Raw genomic sequence first — 18939 nt, 5'->3', positions numbered from 1 at the left:
TAAAAGATCGATAAACTTGACGACCTTCTTTAGCAATATACCGTAATGAATTATTCAACGAAAAGGTATGTTCAATTCTCCCATCCTGATGAATACTTTCAAATAAGAAAAAGTCGAAAATGGCTCCTGCTTCCGCTTCAAGTTCAAATTCAATATGTCCCAAGTATTCCTTGCCAAAGTCGATTAAATATTCAGTATCTCCATTTTCCATCGGCTCTACTTTTGTAAAGCTACGGTTTGGTAATACCATATTTTGATGCTGAAAATCTAAAGAATGAGTTTTAATATCTTCTTTAAACATGGAAAGAAGACTTACATTATCGGTACAAACATGTTCGTTTGGAATAACTTTTGCCCACTTTTTAAATGTTTCTAATTCACTAAGAGTAGAGACTTTTTTCATTTGTAAGTACTCTTTATCTTCTGAAACAGATTCTAAAATAGGCTTACCGATTTGAAGGCGGGTATCAGTAAAAAACGGACCAATTGCCAAAAACTTTGAATTGCCGATACTTAGAGGGGCATCCAAATCTATTTTTTGAGGGAAATCAAAGGCTAAGTGCATAATTGGTTCATGAAAAGAACCGCCAACGTCAACAATTAGTAGATTAGAACCTTTCTTCAAAGTTATCTTTTCATATTTTCCATTTTTTGTTTTGTATAGAGTGCCGTTCAATCTAAATTCCCATTTTGCTTCAGCATGGGCATCAAAAATCAACGTCATAACCCCTTCAAAATCTTGCGGAGAGTATATCTCTGTAACGACATATCCTTGCATGATCTTCCCTGAATTACTAGCAAATTCACCAGGGAAAAAGGTTGGTCCTATATCAATAGAAAAATGTTGAGGAATTGACTTTATTTCTTTTAACGATAAAACACTTTTAGGAAATACAGGCTCATTTGTTAATTCAGGAATGTCTCTAGGTATAAGATTTCCCCAAGGGGATACTCCATGAGGTCCGACCACTTCCGCTTGATTCCACGAATGATCGTTAAATCCAAGTGTCTCCCAATTATCAGGGAATTGACCTGCATTAAAAATTTCGGACCATGATAGGCAGTTAGACATTTTAACTGTTTCCTTAACAAATCCGTCATGGTTTATTGTCTTCCAGTTGTCGTCGGTAATTAACTGATTTATCAATTCGCCTTTATTATAAAAATCAATTTGAGATAGTAGTCCAGCACGACCTTCTACATAATGCATTGTCCCAATTCCATAATGATTAACTAATACAGCGATTACATTTTCTCCCTGCTTCAATCCACTAAGCTCATACTGGTCGAAATACCACTCAGATGTCCAACCACGAACCGGTCCCGAACCTATCATTTCACCGTTAACATAAACTGTATACTTCGTATCTGCAGAAATGGATAAAGTAACTGAATCATACTCAGAGGAAACATCAAAAGTTCTTCTGAAACAAGACCATTGGTTTCTTGGATGGTCTCCACTCCCGTCCCATATCCAATTTGCTTTCCATTCCATAAAAATAACCTCCAATGTTAAGACCCGAAAGATTATAATGAATAACTCCTCGGGTCTATATTACAGCTATGTCTATTTAATTTGATAAAGCTTTTTACTTAACAGATCCAGCCGTCATTCCAGCAACAATTCTTTTGTTAAAGATAATAAATAGAATGAGAGGAGGAATTGAAATTAAGAGAACATTTGTAAACAATAAATTCCATTGTGTCATATACATGCTCATAAAGTTATAAAGAGTTAACTGTAAGGTTGCATTCTCAGCTCCCGGAAAGAAATATAATGGGTTAACGAAATCATTGTAGACATTAACAGCCGTTAATACGATGACCGTTGCAGATACTGGTTTTAATAGAGGTAAGATAATATTGAAAAATAATCTAAATCTTCCACATCCATCTATTAATGCAGCTTCATCAAGTGATTTTGGTATCGTTACCATAAACCCTCTGTATAGGATAATAGTAAATGGCAAGTTAAGCGCTACTTCTACAAGAACAATACCAGGCATTGTTTTAAAGAGAGCTATTTCTTGTAACACCCATATAGTTGGTACTACCGCCGGTGGAATAATCAACCCAGCTAAAATTAAGAAATTAAACCAGGGAGTTGCTTTCGTTACTTTTCGCTGTAAAACATAGCCCGAAGCTGCTCCAAGAATAATCAACAAAATGATTGACAAAGCAGTAATTGATACACTATTAAAGAATGCACGAAGAAGCATTCCATCTCTTGCAGCTATTACCTCTTTAATATTTTCAATTAAGTGTATTGAACTTGGCCAGTTCATATTTAACAATGATGCTTCTTGAGTATTTTTTAATGCATTAACAATTACAAAATAAAAAGGTATACCAAAGAATCCTAGTGTTCCTATTACCGCAAAACTTTCTCCTACAAATCTCCAAAACTTTTTTCTAGCCTTAACTTTACTTTTCTGAGGTACTGCTTTATTTGTTGTTGTTTCAATCTGGTTCATTATAAATCCACCTCTTTTTTATTGAGATAAGCATATAGAGGGAACGCTAAAGCAGAAACCAGTACGAATAAAATAACATTACCAGCTGTTGATAAACCATAGAAACCTGCCTGATACTGCTTATAAATGATTGATGCAATCAAGTCTGTGCTAAACCCTGGACCACCTTTTGTCATTGCCCATATTAAATCAAAAGAACGTAACCCACCTATAAATGATAGAATAATAACAGTGTTCATAGCTGGGCGACTCAGAGGAAGTATAATACTTTTAAATTTATGCCATGCATTTCCACCATCAATCATTAGTGCTTCGTAATAATCTTCAGGAATAGACATGATTCCAGCAATAAATATAACAGTCGCCATACCTACCCCTTTCCACACATCAACCAATGCAACAGATAAGAGAGCAATTTTCGTATCACCTAACCAGTCCGGACCTACGATTCCCATTCCTTCAAGGATGATATTGATAATACCATCTGAAGGGTGCATCATCATTGTAAAAGCAATCCCAACTGCAATTGTACTTAATAGTGTAGGAAAGAAAATCATTGAACGAATAAACCCTATTGTTTTTAGTTTAGAACTTAGGAAAACACCGAGTAATAGACCTAGAATAACTTTTAGACCACTCGTTACGACTGCATAAATTAGTGTATTTTTAAAACCAATATTCAAAGAAGGTTCTGATAAGAAGGTTTTGAAATTCTCAAGACCAATAAACTTCCAATCAGTTAATGTCCACCATGTCATACTAAAAAATAGAGACATGATTGTTGGAAGTAAGAAAAAAATAAAATAAACAATTCCCGCAGGCAATAAGAAGTAGTAGGTATAAGTTCGATTTGTTAGTTTATTCATATTGCTGCTCCTCTCTAACTTATTTAAAACATCAGCCCCGCTAGAATCTAGACAGGGCCAATTTTATTGATTTTTTTTACCAGCCTTCAAGACCTAGTTGTTTCGCTTGTTTTTCAACATCTTTATCGTATAATTCAGCACCCTCTTTTGCAGAGCTGATTCCACTACCTACTTGAGTTGTGATTTGCTCTAAATTAGGACCTTTTACTGGGCTAAGGAACTCTAGTGCTGGTGTAGTATTTCCAGATTCAAAATATTGAATCATATCTTTAACTGCTGGGTAAACATCATCAGGAAGCTCAACACCTTTTACTGCGAATGGGCCATCAGGCTTTACTTTTGATGTATATAAATCAACACCTTCTTGAGAAACGTAAAATTCTAAGAATTTCTTCGCATCATCGACATTCTCACTATTTTTATTAATGAAAATACCAGCAGGCATCCATACAGTTAAACCATTCTTATCAGCAGAATCACCAGGTTGTGGGAAGAATCCAATATTCTCCATAGCATCTGCGTGATTACCAGCTAAAACAGCTAGAGCGAATGTTACCATCGGATAGTGAGCACCTTCACCTTCAGCTAACATTTTCAAACCAGCATCATAGCCAGTAGCAAGGAAATCTTCGTTTAAGTAACCTTTGCTATGAACTTCCTCTAGTTTTTCAAAACTACGAAGGGCAGCAGGAGTTGTAGCAATTTTTGCCTTATTAGCTGTAAAGTCCTCTGCGAATGTTGGACTCTCAGCAAGAACATTGTAATTGTCAGCAAGAACAATTAATTGAGATGTCCATGTGTCTTTATAAGTTCCGATTACTGCTGTTTTACCAGCTTCCTTAATTTTTTCGTTATTGGCCATTAATTCTTCCCAAGTTTTAGGAACAGTAAGACCAAGTTCTTCATAGACCTTTTTATTGTATAACCAGCCTCCTGCATTTGTCGGAGTACCTGGTATTCCAAACACTTTGCCGTTCACTGTAACTGCGTCTTTAAAGTTGTCCATAATATTTTCCATAAAAGGTTCACTACTTAAGTCCACAAAATTTTGCTCTGGGTTTAGTGCTTGTAATTGTGAACCTGAGTTATTCCAAACTAGATCAGTCATATCACCAGTAGCAAGTCGGGTTTTTATAAGATTATCCCCTTCGGCTCCACCTGGGCGAGTTTCAATTTCAATTTCAATATTATTTTTCTTCTCAAACTCTTCAGCGATTGCTTCTATTCCACCTAACTGAGTTTGATTATCGATAAGAAATGTTAAGGTTTTCTTTTCTGAGCTTTCACCACTAGAAGTGTCTTCGCTCCCACTACTACAACCTGCCATAATACCTGAAAAAAGAGCAACGGACGAAATGATTGATAGTACTTTACTTGTTTTCTTCATCATAATTTAAGACCCCGTTTCTTAGATTTTTCTAAATTCATTTAGCTTCTTCTTTTGTTTGGAAGCTTTTTTGTTTCTTTCTATAACTAAATTGTAAGTGTTTACATCCAAACTTGTAAGTGCTTACTTTTTTAGGTTTGTGTACGTTTTTTTTGTTTTATGTTTTTTAACCCAAATACATAAAGAGACCTACTATTTTCATAGCAAGTCTCTTTACATTAACATTTAAACTGAACCTTTATAGTCACTTGGCTTAAAACCTGTATATTTTTTAAAAATATCAGAGAAGTGTCTGTAGCTATGATACCCGACCTTTTCACTTACAACAGATACCTTATTTCCTTCCTTTAGAAGAACTTTAGCACGCTCTATTCTAAGTTTAGTTAGATATTTAATATAAGAAACATCCATTTCCTCTTTAAATAGCACACTAAAATAAGTTGCATTCATCCCTACATGCTCTGCCACTTCTTGAAGTGTTAAATCTCTGTTTAAATTTTGCTTCATATAAAAAATTGCCTTCTCTACTGAAGCATGCTTAGTTGTATCTCGAACATTTAAAGTCCAATTCATTATCATTTCCATTTGTAATCGAAGCCAAGTTAACATATCTTCCTTAGTCTTTTTCTCTACTATCTCAACATGTGGCAAGTAATTATTTTGTTTCATTTCATAAATGTCTCCACCAGTTTCCTTTGCTACTTCCATGGCAAGATAGACGAGTTTCAATATTTCTCTTTCTGCGATTTCCCTAGTTAATTTCTCTGTTTCAAGATCACTTATAAATAACTCAACTTGTTTCAAAAGCCCTTGCTTATTACCCGTTCGAATATAAAAAATGATTTCATCAGCATGTTCTAGAGCTTCTCCGGTTAATCGTGTGGAACTCCCAACATCCTCATACCGAATCCACCCATTCTTTTCTAAGAAACTTCCGTATTTTAATGCATCTAGAGCTTCCTTACAAGTTTTTGAAATGTAATTTAATGTAAAGTAGCTTGTACCTGAACCTATATGAAATGATATATCTTCAGATAAAAATAACAGTTGTTCCCATAATTTATTTATGTCTTTCGTAAAATGGAAAACAACATGTAAATATTCAATACCACTACGAACTGAAACAACTCGATAAGAATGATCTTTTGATAGGGTAAATTCTTTTGTTGAAGTTGCAATTGCTGTTACCGCAATAATATGATCTGATTCTTCACCAAAAAGCTCCTTCCATTTTGGTAAAACTTCTGGACCAACTTGAATTAAATCTAATGTAGTCTTTTGCAACAGTTCACCACGACTACTCTCCAATTTTTCTTTTAAAGAAGATAAAGTCTTTTGTTTATTTATTCGATCCAATAATTTTTTTATTGCTTCATCAATCATAGGAATTGTAATTGGTTTTTCAAGATAATCAACAACTCCTAGGTGAATAGCTCGCCTCGCATATTCAAATTCACTAAAACCACTAAAGACAATACATTGTGTCTCAGGGGCTTCACTTAATATTTTCTCAACCAATTCTAAACCATCGATACCTGGCATACGGATATCAGTAAAGATAATATCTGGTTTATGTTCTTTGAATAAAAGTAGTCCCGCCGAACCATTTTGTGCAGTACCAACCAATTCAATTCCATAGCTAGACCAATCGATCATCTTCCTTAATCCTTCAGTTACAATAAATTCATCATCAAATACTGCAGCCTTTAACAAAGCTTACTCCTCCCTTCTAGTAAGAAAGAAACGCAGTTCTACCTTCGTACCTTTACCTACTTCACTCGTTACTAAAAGCTTACTGCTTGGACCATAATATAGCATTAACCTTTCACGGACATTTTTTAATCCATATCCTTGATCTATTTTCTTTAAATCTTCAATCCCAACACCATCATCTTTAACAATAAAAGTCACTAAATTATCTTTTAATTTTCCTTTTACACTTATCGTCCCTTCTCCTTCTTGGGGCTCTAAACCATGGTAAATCGCATTTTCGACAAGTGGTTGTATTAATAGCTTCAAAATTTCTATGTTCATTAATTCTTCATCAACTTGCTCAATATATTGAAAACGATCATTATATCTTAAATTTTGAATCGTCATGTAATGCTCAATATGCTCTAATTCTTTTGAAACAGCAATCAATTCCTTACCACTATTCAAGCTTAACTTAAAGCTTTTTGATAAAGAAAAGGCCATTTTGGCAACCTCGTGGTTATCTTGCATTGTTGCCATCCAATAGATAGAGTCCAAAGTATTATAAAGAAAATGTGGTTTAATTTGAGCTTGTAATGCTCTTAATTCTGCTTCCTTTTCCTTCAACTCGGATCGTACTAATTTGTCACTTAGTTCTTTCGTTTTTACGTTTATTTGGTTAAAGGTTTCACTTATTGTACCAATTTCATCTTTATCTTTAGGTTCATCATAGATGTATAATTCCTTAGCTCCACCAATCACCATATTTTTTAGTTGTCTCAACGGTCTTGTTATTCTACCTGATAAAACAAAAGAAAGATAAAGAGCAGATATGGCAATAATTACAGCAATAATTGTTGTGATTCTTGCTATTTGATTTGAATCTTTTAAAAGATCTTTTTCTTCTATTAAAAGCATTAAATCCCAGCCAGTTGTCCTATTTTTAAAAGAATTTATAATATAGTTTTCATTATTTAATTCTTGAATTAGATTCTGTTTGTCTTGATTTGTTCTTATCCTTCCTGAAAAAGATTGGGGATAGGTGTAGATCGGAGAGGTGCTATATTGATTAGAATCTAAAACAACAAAATTACTCTCCTCGTTTTCATTGAAAACCTTTGAAAACATAGACTTTTTTATATTTACTACTAACAAACCAATTACTTCTTCTTTAAAAAGACTTTGTGGGTCTTTTAATAACTTTACAGATGAAAATGTTTGTAAGTCATTTGTTAGAACATTATAGCTATTAAATACTGGCTTGCCTTTTGCTTCAACACTTTTACGGTACCATCCTGTAAGGGAAATATATTGATGTGTGCCTTTTCGTTCCAAAGCCCCGTAACTATCTGAATTTCCATAACAGACTGAATGAAAATCCTTATCAAATAAACAAATCGAGTCAATATCTTGTGTATCAATAAGATAACTGGATATTAAATCTCTCATTCTTTTCCCTGTTTCATCATCTATTTCCTTATTACCCCCAACTTCCGCACTGTCAATTAATGCTTGCCTAATTCCATCATTCCATGAAATTAATCGCTCCATCTTGATGATGTTATCAAATAATAAATCTGCCACTTCACTTGATGTTCTTAGATGCTCCTGAGTACTTTGAACTTGCTTGTCCACTAATGTGTTTTTTGCGATATTAAAACTAATAAATCCTAAAATAAATAGGGGAGGAATAGACAGCATGATCATAAACAAAAAATATTTATTTCTTATTTTTCTTGGACGTAATAGATATAGGATTCTGCTTAATGCCTCTTTCATTTCACCCTTCCATTTCCTATCAAGTTTTAATTAAATCTTATCCTTTAATATAACGCTACGGCACATGTTTTCAACCCCTTATCTTAAAAACCTGTAAAACAAGCAAAAATGACTGTAGTTCAAACATTGCCTAAATAGTATGTAATCGCTTTAACTATACGTAAGAGAAAACTCATTGGAGGTTCAAATAGTTATGATGCAAAAAACTGAACAAACAATTGTTAGAAATGAGGAGTTTATTACAAAAGCTGAAGAACTTATGCCTCAATTTTTTGAGAAGAAAGTTCAACCTAAACATATCATTGACGTTATTCCCAATTCTACTGTGATTCACGGATGGGAAGTAAATAATATTGATGCTGCTGACAACATGACAAATCATAACTATGGGAAAGGAGATACAGTTGTTCTTGATTTTGGAACACATTTAGTAGGTTATTTATCGATGAACATTAAACCAATTGGAAGTCCACCGGATGCTCCATTACATCTTAAGTTAACCTTCGGAGAAATGCCCGTTGAAATGGCGGAACCATTTTCAGAATACGATGGTTGGCTTAGCTCTTCTTGGTTACAAGAAGAAGTGATGCATATTGATGTGATACCAACAAAACTTGAACTTCCACGCCGTTATAGTTTTCGTTATTTAAAGATCGAAGTGCTAAATACATCACCAAAATATCGAGTTTCTTTCGAAAATATCACATGCAATACGGTTACTTCAGCAGATGTCTCAAAAGTAAAAAAATTAAATCATGAAGATTCATTAATTGAGAAAGTAGACCAAGTTAGTATTAAAACACTTGAGGATTGTATGCAGGAAGTGTTTGAAGACGGCCCTAAACGTGACCGCCGCTTGTGGTTAGGAGATTTAAGATTGCAGGCATTAGCGAATTACGAAACCTTTGAAACAAATGATCTTGTAAAAAGATGTTTATATTTATTCGCAGGTGTTCCTGAAGAAAAAGGAAAAGTGGCAGCCAATTTATTTATTGCTCCTTCACTCATTGCCGATGACACGTATTTGTTCGATTATTCGCTATTATTTACAACAACATTATTTGATTATTATGAAGCAACCAAAGATATAGAAACACTAAATGACTTATGGCCACTAGCATACAAGCAGGTTGAGCTTGCGTTAGAGCGTTTGGATGAAAATGGTATTGTTAAAGATGATGAAACATGGTGGTCATTTATTGATTGGCATGAAAAACTAAACAAACAAGCTCCTTCACAAGCCATCTTAATTTATACAATGAGAAGAGCAATACAATTAGCGAAAATAGTAAACAGTGACAAAAGTGATTTCTTAACAGAAAAACTGCAAGATGTTATTAAGGCAACAATATCTCACCTATGGGATAAAGACCAAGGCTTTTTTGTTAGTGGTGAGAATCGTCAAGTTTCATGGGCAACTCAAATATGGATGGTTCATGCAGAGGTGTTAAATTCTGAAAACAACCGAAAGCTTATGAACCACTTATTAACAACAAAACCGGAGATTGGACTAACAACGCCATATATGTATCACTACCTTGTAGAAGCTTTATTATTAGTTGGTGAAAGAAATCAGGCCATTTCTCAACTAAAAGCTTATTGGGGTGAAATGATCAAGGATGGTGCGGATACATTTTGGGAGCTGTATGATCCAGAAAATAAAGATTTCTCCCCATATGGAAGCTATTTAATTAATAGCTATTGTCATGCTTGGAGCTGTACTCCAACTTACCTTATTCGAAAATATGACCTATAAAAAATAACCCTTGTGCTCCCTGCACAAGGGTTATTTTTTGCTTTTTCTAAACTTAGTTGGTGTTTCTCCATAAAACTCTTTAAATTTACGATAAAAGAAACTAAGACTGTCATACCCCACATGGTAAGCAATATCCTCAATGCTTTTCTCAGTATTCCTTAGTAAAGAAGCAGATTCTATCATTTTCTGTGATTGAACAAGGTCTAAAAACGTCTTTCCTGTTTTTTCCTTCAACATATTACCAAGATAATTAGCATTAAAATTAAATGTTTCAGCTAAGCTTGTTAATGTACAATCTTTATAATTCTTTTCGATATAGTGGAGAATGTCCAAAATACTTGTTTTCCCTGATGATTGAGGAAGCTCAAAATTCTTATCAAGCTGATAAACACGCATAAGCTCGGTTAATAAGATCGGCATATAGTAGTTGACCATTTCCAAGGAATATTCTCGTGGAGCAAAATACTCACTAAGCATATTTTTAACGATATATTGAAGATTTTGGTTTTGATCTGAGTGAAACAAAATATAGCGATCATGGTGTTTATTTTCTGAGATTGCGTTCATTAAGAAGCTTGAAACAATCCCCTTTTTACTTAGCTGTCCAAGTAATGACATGGTGAAAGGATCTTTTTTCATAAGTATATTTACAACAATATCATTTTCACCAAGTGCTGAAATACTGTGTGGCACATCTTTATCTAGTAAGCAAATTTGCCCCTCAGTAAGTTTGATTTCTTTTCCATTAAGAATCTGGTGGCACTCTCCGGAATACACATAATTCATTTCAATAAATGTGTGCATATGCAATGGCATGTCGGCAAAGCGATGGTGTTTACTTATAAAAATAGGGCCTTTATCAAAAAAATACTTTTCATCCAAACGTGGAATAGATTGACCACCATTGACCACTAGCTCCCTGCCATCAAAGTCGTTAATGTTTTCATTTGTTAGAATTTGAATTTTCTCAATCTCATCAAGTTTGCGAAGATATTGATCAAGCTGGTCATGATTCATATGAATGCACCTCTAAAAACACTAATTTTTTAACCATAATCATATCAGATCATTTGACCTTAAACGAATAAAAACAGGAAACTCCTTCATGAACAACCTGTTTTATGATTAGCAAGCAAGATCAATTTACACAGATTCCGCTATGTTTTGTGTTCCCGCCTTTACAAACTTCATAAACAAAAATCGAACGAGTGGCCCCATTACTATAAGCTGAAGTGGAAATGCTAAAGCAAAGTTTTTAGCTGCTGTAGACAGGTAACTTTGTAAAAAAGAATCTGTTGATAATCCATTAGTTAAGTAAGCAGCCATAACTCCATACAGTGACATAAAAATGACCATGCCTAGCACCATAAAGAATGAAATAGACAGGATCCTATAAACTTTCTTAGACTTATCAAATGGCAATGAAAAAGCAATTTTCTTCGCAAAAGGTCCAACTAAAAATAAATCAAGCAATAATGCTACAATAAATGCACTTAAAAGTTGAAAAAGTCCTTCAAAAAATGAAATTTCTCCAAGCATTCCGGTAAGAATCATATTATAAAACCCCATTACAATGACCATGCCGGTACACATCATCAAACCAAAATAAATACCTTCTTTTTTCGTTGTTGGCAAATTACTCATCCTTCCTGTTGTTAATGCATTTGTAAGTATATCGATTTTAAATTTTTCTCGTAAGTGAACATTTTGTGAACAATGGAAATTATTTAAGAACATAGAAGAAACAATAAAGGCTTCAACCCCTAGTTGGAATTGAAGCCTTTTTGCTTATTATTTGAAGAATTTAATTAATAAAGATGACAAGCCACATAACGTCCCTTTGCCACTTCCTTCAGTTGTGGTCGTTCCTCCTTACAAACTTGCATACACTGTGTACATCTTGTATGAAAAGCACATCCACTAGGCGGATTATCCGGACTAGGAACATCACCCTTTAAAATAATTCTTTCTCTTGCTCCACCTACTTTAGGGACAGGAACTGCTGATAACAAAGCCTGTGTATAAGGATGAAGAGGTTCTTTATATAAGTTTTCTTTATCAGATAACTCTACCATTCTGCCAAGATACATGACTCCAACTCTTGTACTAAAATGCTTTACAACACTTAAATCATGAGCAATAAATAAATAGGTCAATTTAAATTCTTCTTGAAGATCACGCATTAAATTTAACACTTGTGCCTGGACAGAAACATCTAATGCTGAAACAGGTTCATCGGCGATAATAAGATCTGGTTCAAGCATTAAAGCTCTCGCAATCCCAATCCGCTGACGTTGACCACCACTAAATTCATGTGGATATCGATGGGCAAACAATCGATTTAAACCAACCTTCTCGAGCATTTCATCTGCCTTTTCTTCACGCTCTTTATTTGTATATAATGAATGAATTTTGTATGGCTCCATCAAGATACTTTTGATTGTTTTTCGTGAATTTAAAGAAGAATAAGGATCTTGAAAAATCATTTGCATGTCTTTTCTGTATGGTCTTAGTTCTTTAAAAGACATGTTTGATATGTTATTACCTTTATAAAGAACCTCTCCCTCAGTAGGCTTAACTAATTGAAGAACAGTTCTACCTAAAGTAGACTTTCCACAACCACTTTCCCCTACAAGACCCAATGTTTCACCCTCAAATAATGAGAATGTTACATCATCAACAGCTTTTACATTGCCGGCTTCTCTACTTAAAATCCCTTTTTTAATAGAAAAGTATTTTTTAAGATTTTTAACTGTTAATAATTCCTCCATTATTTTACGCCACCGTCCTCACTATAAAGCCAACAACTTATATATTGATTGTTCGATATTTTTAGCCTTGGTGGAATCAACTGATAACAAGACTCTGTTGCATGTGCACATCTTGGTGCAAATCGACAGCCTGCTGGCATTTCTTCAGGCAATGGGACAGAACCTGGAATTGCATGTAGACGGTCTTTTTCATCCGATAAACTAGGGATCGATTCTAACAGTCCTTTCGTATACGGATGCTTTGGATTATTAAAAATTTCAGCAACTGTTGCTTCTTCAACAACTCTACCTGCATACATTACAATGACTCTATCACACACTTCTGCTACAACCCCTAAGTCATGTGTAATTAACATGATTGCTGTATTAAATTCCTTCTGAAGTGTTCTCATTAAGTCGAGAATTTGCGCTTGTATTGTCACATCAAGGGCAGTTGTTGGTTCATCTGCGATCAGTAGTTTTGGATTACAAGAAAGAGCCATCGCAATCATAACCCGCTGTCTCATCCCACCGGAAAGCTGATGCGGATACTCATTTAAGATTTGATTTGCTCTTGAAATCCCAACCTTTTCAAGCATTTCTGCTGCCCTTGCATTTGCTTGTTTCTTATTTAAATCTGTATGATTGCGAATCATTTCGACCATTTGATAGCCAATTGTTAGTACCGGATTCAAGGAAGACATTGGATCCTGGAAAATCATCGCGATTTCATTTCCTCTTATTCGTTGATAGTCTAAATCAGACATCCCGTTTATTTTTTTTCCATTAAATTCGATGCTGCTATTTTCACCCAATTGACTATATTCCTTTGGTAATAACCCCATAACCGAAAGAGAAGTAACGCTTTTACCGCATCCTGATTCTCCAACAATTCCAACTGTTTCTCCCGGCATTACATTGAAGCTGACTCCATTTATCGTAGAAACAAATTTGCGATCTTTTTTAAACCGCACTTCTAAATCTTTTACTTCTAAGAGAGCTGTCATTTCTATCAGTCCTCTCGCTCCGCAAATTCGTTAATAAACTCAACTACTTTTAAATCAACAAATCCTTTTTCTTGCACTCTTTCATCAAAGTTTTCGATAAGATGGAAGGAATAAAGGGCCCCAAATAGCTCCTCGTCTGTAGAATCATCTGATTTTAAATAGTCTAGTTTACGCAATTTATTAGCAAGTTGTTGCTTAAGCTCACCTTCTACAGGAACAACATCCTCAGCTAACGTTCTTTCAAAATATAATTGATGTAAATGTAATAGTCTTTGCAGTTCAACGACAGGCTCATGATGATCATCAACACGTAAATCAATATAACGGTCCGTATAACCACCATATCCGCCATTTTCTTTTACAACTAAGAGTGATGCGGATTGTTTACCACGACTGTCACCACCTGCTTCTTCTCCAGCAAGTAAAGCTTTTACTAGCCTAGTCGCAAGTGTTCCTTCTGTTTTCTGAAATGTTTTACTCATTGCCTTTACTGTATTTTCATCGACTAGTATGTTTCCTTGACAAGCAAAGTTCTCTCCGGCAATCCCGCCTGCCCAATCAAAGCATTCTTCACCTGTGAATGTTGCACTTTTCCCATTAGCATCAACAAACCCGACCTGTCTAACGTTTAACTTCTCGTCACCTTTTGTTACCTCTTGTAATGCTTCCTCTGCACTTAAACCACTTTCCATTAATTGAAGTCCTTTTGTTCCATAATCCACATTAACCCAAGACTGAGTGGCAACTGCCCCAACTCCTGCTTTTGCATAAGGAGCTAATGAACCAACAGAAAGAAACTTTGAAGCAACAGCAACACCATGTTCTTTTGTAACCGGATCGTATCCTACAATAGAAAATGTATTAACAAAATCACGTGGAATTTTTTTCATCTTTTTCATGTCATCATCATCCTTTTTTCTTATTTTGATTTTGGATCAAGTGCATCACGTAATCCATCTCCGACTAAATTAAGGGAAAGAACAACTAAAAATATCGCAAATCCTGGTAGCAAACTCACATGTGGGGCAACACGAATAAATTTTTGACCCTCACTCAGCATCACTCCCCATTCAGACAATGGTGGCTGCGCACCTAATCCTAAAAAGCTCATACCTGAAGCAGCGAGAATCATCCACCCTATGTCCAAACTAGCAGCAACAATTAATGGTGGCAGGCAGTTTGGCAAGATATGATGAAAAATAATATGACCATGCCCCGCTCCTAACGCACGCTCTGCTAAAACAAATTCCATATTTCGATACATAAGGGCACTTCCTCTGACAATTCTCGCATAATAAGGAATACCTACGATACTAACGGCAATCATCGTATTTAATAAACCAGGTCCTAACGCTGCGATAATTGCAATGGCCAATAAAACATAGGGAAATGCCATTAAGATATCCATAAACCTCATAATGACTCCATCAAAAAAACGTTGAAAATATCCTGCAATTAAGCCTAGAATTGTTCCAAAGAACAAGGCAATCGCAACAGCAATAAATCCAATCGCGACCGATACTCTTCCTCCCCAAATTAACCTACTTAACAAATCCCTTCCTAAATCATCTGTTCCTAAAATATTTCCTGCCGTCCCTATCGGCTGGAGACGATTACCTAAGTTCACCTCATCAGGATCTTGAATAGGAAGAATCGGGGCTGCAAGTAGAAGAATTGCAATAACAGCTAATATAATTAACCCTGTTAGCGCAGCCTTATCTCTGGATAGTTTTTTCATTGCAATCCGCAAAGGCCCCTTAGCCTTTTTTGACTTTTCCTCTTCTATTTTTTGATAAGGAGGAAGTTGTTCCTGATTAACTACTGGTTCCATCTTTCACACCACCTATCGATAAGAAATCCTTGGGTCTAATAATGCATATAAAATATCGACAATTAAGTTTATTAACACATATGTTGATGCCACAAATAGGATAATCCCCTGAACTAAAGGAAAGTCACGTGCTAAAATCCCGTTAATCATTAATGTCCCTATTCCTGGCCACGAGAATACCATCTCAACCAATACAGCTCCAGCTAATAAATAGCCGATTTGCATTCCTAGGACTGTTAACACTGGAATAAAAGCATTTTTCAAGGCATGAACATACACTACTTTTCTTTCTGTAATTCCTTTTGAACGGGCAGTACGGATATAGTCCTGCTCAAACACCTCTAACATGCTTGAACGAGTCATCCTAGCTATGACTGCACCTGCCCCTGCAGATAATGCTAAAGATGGTAAGATAATATGCATGAAAAGATCAGCAAAGCCAGTTGTACCTGGAGAATACATGCCGGACATTGGAAGGATATTTAATTTGAGGCCAAAGATAATTTGCAATATAAGTCCAAGCCAAAATACAGGTAAACAGAACCCGAATAAAACAAACAGCATAAGACCTCTGTCAATCCACGAGTATTTTCTATAAGCAGATACAATTCCCACACCAATCCCAATGACTGATGCCAAAGCGGCACTAAAAAATGTCAGAATTAACGTAGCGTTGAAGCGATCCATGACAAGTGGTAATACTTCCATCTTCATTTGTAATGACCTTCCCCAATCACCAGTTAACACATTTCCTATCCATGAAAAATATTGAACATATAAAGGCTGATCAAGACCTAATTGAGCATTAAGTGCTTTAATTGATTCCTCTGTTGCTTTTGGACCTAACATAATTTTGGCTGGATCACCTGGCGATAAATGCATGATCGAAAATACTAAAATCGTCACACCTATTAGAACTGGCACTAAACTAATCAACCTTTTAATGATATATGAAGCCATGTTAACCCCCTCTTTCTAAACACATCTTTATTCATCCATTTAAAGACCAAAGAGGAGACAAGCTCCCCTTTAGATCTCTCTATCTACTCCACCTTCACTCCTGAAAAGCGGAACACACCTGTTGGGTGAAGAGCAAAGTCTTTAACTCTGTTGTTCGCAACAATGATTTGTTTTTCATGATCTAACACAACTAATGGAGCATCTTCCATAATCAGCTTTTGTGCTTCTTCATACATTGTTGTTCGTTCACCTTTATCCTTTGTTACACGTGCTTTTGCCAACAATTCATCTACTGTTTCATTTTTGTAGTAGGAATCATTGAAGCCAGCTGTTGGCCATTGTTCACTACTTAAAAGAATATATAAGAAGTTATCAGGATCTCCATTATCTCCAACCCATGACATTTGGTGCATATCCATATCATTTTGATCAGGTGGAAGGAAAACTTTATCTAAATAAGCTCCCCATTCTAATGTTTGAATTTCAACATTAATGCCTACTTCTTTAAGGTCCGCTTGAATAGCAGCTGCCATCGCTTGGGGTTGTTGCATACCAGAACCAGATTCAGGAACCCAATATGTCACGTCAAATCCGTCTGCATAGCCAGCTTCAGCTAATAGTTCTTTTGCTTTCTCAGGATCGTAATCATAATTTTCCACATTCGGATTATGACTCCAGATTGTCGGTGGTAACGGTGTATTTGCTAACTCCCCTGTTCCTTGAAGAATTCCATCAACAATCGCTTCTTTATTAATCGCATAGTTAACAGCTTGGCGAACTTTCACATTATTAAATGGTTCTTTTTGTGTATTAAACGCAGTCCACCAAGTATGCATGCCCGCTTGCTCGATAACTTGTAAGTTTTCATCACTCTTTAGTCGCTCTAAATCATCAGGCGGAACGTTCACAATCATATCAATGTTTCCTGCTTCAAGCTCTGCCAAACGAGTTTGTGCTTCAGTTATAGGTTTAAAAATTAACTGATCCACATTTGGTTCACCTTTAAAATAATCCGGATTTTTCTCTAAAACAACTTCAACACCTGGATCCCAGCTTACAAACTTAAATGGACCTGTACCTACCGGATTTTTTGTGAAATCAGCTGCATACTTTTCAACAGCTGTTGGACTTACAATACTAGCTGCATGCATAGCTAAGTTGCTTAAAAATGGAGCAAATGGTTCTTTTAACGTAAGTTTCACTGTAAATTCATCAACCACTTCAATTTTATCAACTGTTCCAAAGGTAAATTCTGCGTACGCATATTGTCCTGTATCATGGAACGGATGATTTGGATCAATTTGTCTCTCAAAGCTGAACTTAACAGCTTCGGCATTAAATGGAGTGCCATCATGGAATTTCACATCTTGTTTTAAGTAAAACGTATATTCCAATCCATCATCTGACACATCCCATTTCTCAGCTAGATCTGGTTCAAGCTCAGTGCTTTCATCTTTAAATTGCACAAGTTGGTCATAGATTTCCATCGCTGTTCTACTAGAGTTGTAGTCTGACATTTGATGGGCATCCAGAGTTGTTGGTTCTGCCTCTAATCCAACAACAATCGAGTTACTACCACCCTCATTTGTTGCTTCACCTTCCTCGCTTGTTGATTGTGAAGAACATGCACTAAGCATAAACACACATACTAACAAAAAAGCGAGAATACTGTTTCTTTTGTTTATCACTATCATAACCCCCCTTTGTATTGGTACATTTTCATTATAAAAAAAGTCAGAAAAATATTTTTTTAATATTTTTCTGACTTTTTTAAATATTGTTACTTATTTTAAAAATAATCGAGGTACAACCTTTTAACAGAATAAGAACGAAGATAAAAATTGAAGAGTAAACATACATAGTAAGAAAACTGATTTGGTATTGAAATAATATATAGACTCCTAACAATGTTGCGACTCCCAACATGATAAACGTCATTTTTTTAGGTTTTCCATACTTTTCTTTGTATTCGTTATACTTTATGGCATTCGTTATGAGTGACAGCATATAAAAAGTCAACATAATGGATAGAAAAATAAATGAATCAGATTTTTCTTTGATTAGAAGGATAAGAAGCTCGTTGACATTTTCTGAAGGCAAATTTTGCGTGATTGCGACGATTGTCATCGTAGAAAAGGATAAAATAAGAGTCACATAAATAATCGCACCAACAAATAAACGACTTATCCCATTCCCGACAATTGACTTTGAAAACTGTTCAAAGGTTGGTAATTGAATTGATAATTTCGTGAAAATGATAAGTAAAGTTAACCAATAAACAAGACTTTGATTTTCATAATAGATATGCAAAACCTCTGGATGATAATGAAGCAAATTATGATAGACCGTCTCAAGTCCTTCTTGAAGATAAATATAATTAGTTAAAAAAATGGCTAAACTGAATAAAAAAGTTAAATTAATAATCATGAAAATAGAC

16 protein-coding genes are annotated in these 18939 nt (G+C 35.2%); 1 reads left to right on the top strand and 15 read right to left on the bottom strand.

Features of this window, described 5'->3' with window-relative positions; translation table 11 throughout:
* The 6 genes from ACEWK1_RS23590 to ACEWK1_RS23565 all read right to left on the bottom strand — a co-directional run.
* Positions 1-1495, bottom strand: a 1495-nt coding sequence (locus ACEWK1_RS23590) for a family 78 glycoside hydrolase catalytic domain (protein ID WP_416636722.1), incomplete at its 3' end; no start/stop codon positions are given.
* A 94-nt stretch (positions 1496-1589) separates the two neighbouring features.
* The gene (locus ACEWK1_RS23585; protein WP_416636721.1) at positions 1590-2474 is read right to left on the bottom strand and encodes a carbohydrate ABC transporter permease; all 885 of its coding nucleotides are present in this window, start codon (positions 2472-2474) and stop codon (positions 1590-1592) included.
* A complete protein-coding gene (locus ACEWK1_RS23580; RefSeq protein WP_416636720.1) occupies positions 2474-3340 on the bottom strand; it encodes a carbohydrate ABC transporter permease in 867 nt (288 codons plus the stop codon). Before ACEWK1_RS23580 ends, ACEWK1_RS23585 begins: the two co-directional genes overlap by 1 nt.
* Before the next feature lie 76 nt (positions 3341-3416).
* Positions 3417-4730, bottom strand: coding sequence for an ABC transporter substrate-binding protein (locus ACEWK1_RS23575; RefSeq protein ID WP_416636719.1), 1314 nt, complete (start codon positions 4728-4730; stop codon positions 3417-3419).
* Positions 4731-4952: 222 nt separating this feature from the next.
* Positions 4953-6440 carry a response regulator transcription factor gene (locus ACEWK1_RS23570; RefSeq protein WP_416636718.1) on the bottom strand — a complete coding sequence of 496 codons (1488 nt, stop codon included), beginning with the start codon at positions 6438-6440 and terminating at the stop codon, positions 4953-4955.
* A 3-nt stretch (positions 6441-6443) separates the two neighbouring features.
* Entirely contained in the window at positions 6444-8198 is a 1755-nt protein-coding gene (locus ACEWK1_RS23565; RefSeq protein ID WP_416636717.1) for a sensor histidine kinase, read from the bottom strand.
* A 193-nt stretch (positions 8199-8391) separates the two neighbouring features.
* On the opposite strand from ACEWK1_RS23565, the gene ACEWK1_RS23560 reads away from it, so the two are divergent.
* Positions 8392-9954 carry a sugar hydrolase gene (locus ACEWK1_RS23560; protein ID WP_416636716.1) on the top strand — a complete coding sequence of 521 codons (1563 nt, stop codon included), beginning with the start codon at positions 8392-8394 and terminating at the stop codon, positions 9952-9954.
* Positions 9955-9984: 30 nt separating this feature from the next.
* Here ACEWK1_RS23560 and ACEWK1_RS23555 read toward each other — a convergent pair whose 3' ends face one another.
* From ACEWK1_RS23555 to ACEWK1_RS23515, 9 genes are all read right to left on the bottom strand, one after another.
* The gene (locus tag ACEWK1_RS23555; protein WP_416636715.1) at positions 9985-10971 is read right to left on the bottom strand and encodes an AraC family transcriptional regulator; all 987 of its coding nucleotides are present in this window, start codon (positions 10969-10971) and stop codon (positions 9985-9987) included.
* A gap of 126 nt (positions 10972-11097) precedes the next feature.
* Positions 11098-11589 carry a hypothetical protein gene (locus tag ACEWK1_RS23550; protein WP_416636714.1) on the bottom strand — a complete coding sequence of 164 codons (492 nt, stop codon included), beginning with the start codon at positions 11587-11589 and terminating at the stop codon, positions 11098-11100.
* A 173-nt stretch (positions 11590-11762) separates the two neighbouring features.
* Positions 11763-12725, bottom strand: coding sequence for an ABC transporter ATP-binding protein (locus tag ACEWK1_RS23545; RefSeq protein ID WP_416636713.1), 963 nt, complete (start codon positions 12723-12725; stop codon positions 11763-11765).
* Positions 12725-13711, bottom strand: coding sequence for an ABC transporter ATP-binding protein (locus ACEWK1_RS23540; RefSeq protein WP_416636712.1), 987 nt, complete (start codon positions 13709-13711; stop codon positions 12725-12727). The genes ACEWK1_RS23545 and ACEWK1_RS23540 overlap by 1 nt, the downstream gene beginning before the upstream one ends.
* A 5-nt stretch (positions 13712-13716) precedes the next feature.
* Positions 13717-14601, bottom strand: coding sequence for a DUF1028 domain-containing protein (locus tag ACEWK1_RS23535; protein WP_416636723.1), 885 nt, complete (start codon positions 14599-14601; stop codon positions 13717-13719).
* Positions 14602-14630: 29 nt separating this feature from the next.
* Positions 14631-15542 carry an ABC transporter permease gene (locus ACEWK1_RS23530; protein ID WP_416636711.1) on the bottom strand — a complete coding sequence of 304 codons (912 nt, stop codon included), beginning with the start codon at positions 15540-15542 and terminating at the stop codon, positions 14631-14633.
* Between the two features lie 12 nt (positions 15543-15554).
* Positions 15555-16502 (bottom strand): ABC transporter permease, encoded by a 948-nt coding sequence (locus ACEWK1_RS23525; protein ID WP_416636710.1) that lies wholly within the window; start codon positions 16500-16502, stop codon positions 15555-15557.
* Positions 16503-16585: 83 nt separating this feature from the next.
* Positions 16586-18190 (bottom strand): ABC transporter substrate-binding protein, encoded by a 1605-nt coding sequence (locus ACEWK1_RS23520; protein ID WP_416636709.1) that lies wholly within the window; start codon positions 18188-18190, stop codon positions 16586-16588.
* Between the two features lie 82 nt (positions 18191-18272).
* The coding region (locus ACEWK1_RS23515) for a hypothetical protein (RefSeq protein WP_416636708.1) at positions 18273-18939 on the bottom strand (667 nt) is incomplete at its 5' end.

It is taken from the genome of Metabacillus sp. YM-086, assembly GCF_048059995.1.
Classification (GTDB): domain Bacteria; phylum Bacillota; class Bacilli; order Bacillales; family Bacillaceae; genus Metabacillus; species Metabacillus litoralis_B.
This window is presented reverse-complemented; position numbering and strand designations above follow the sequence as displayed.

Coding starts and splice junctions, on each gene's coding strand:
- ACEWK1_RS23585 (WP_416636721.1), bottom strand. CDS start 2,474: ATGAACCAGATTGAAACAACAACAAATAAAGCAGTACCTCAGAAAAGT.
- ACEWK1_RS23580 (WP_416636720.1), bottom strand. CDS start 3,340: ATGAATAAACTAACAAATCGAACTTATACCTACTACTTCTTATTGCCT.
- ACEWK1_RS23575 (WP_416636719.1), bottom strand. CDS start 4,730: ATGATGAAGAAAACAAGTAAAGTACTATCAATCATTTCGTCCGTTGCT.
- ACEWK1_RS23565 (WP_416636717.1), bottom strand. CDS start 8,198: ATGAAAGAGGCATTAAGCAGAATCCTATATCTATTACGTCCAAGAAAA.
- ACEWK1_RS23560 (WP_416636716.1), top strand. CDS start 8,392: ATGATGCAAAAAACTGAACAAACAATTGTTAGAAATGAGGAGTTTATT.
- ACEWK1_RS23555 (WP_416636715.1), bottom strand. CDS start 10,971: ATGAATCATGACCAGCTTGATCAATATCTTCGCAAACTTGATGAGATT.
- ACEWK1_RS23545 (WP_416636713.1), bottom strand. CDS start 12,725: ATGGAGGAATTATTAACAGTTAAAAATCTTAAAAAATACTTTTCTATT.
- ACEWK1_RS23540 (WP_416636712.1), bottom strand. CDS start 13,711: ATGACAGCTCTCTTAGAAGTAAAAGATTTAGAAGTGCGGTTTAAAAAA.
- ACEWK1_RS23535 (WP_416636723.1), bottom strand. CDS start 14,601: ATGAAAAAAATTCCACGTGATTTTGTTAATACATTTTCTATTGTAGGA.
- ACEWK1_RS23530 (WP_416636711.1), bottom strand. CDS start 15,542: ATGGAACCAGTAGTTAATCAGGAACAACTTCCTCCTTATCAAAAAATA.
- ACEWK1_RS23525 (WP_416636710.1), bottom strand. CDS start 16,502: ATGGCTTCATATATCATTAAAAGGTTGATTAGTTTAGTGCCAGTTCTA.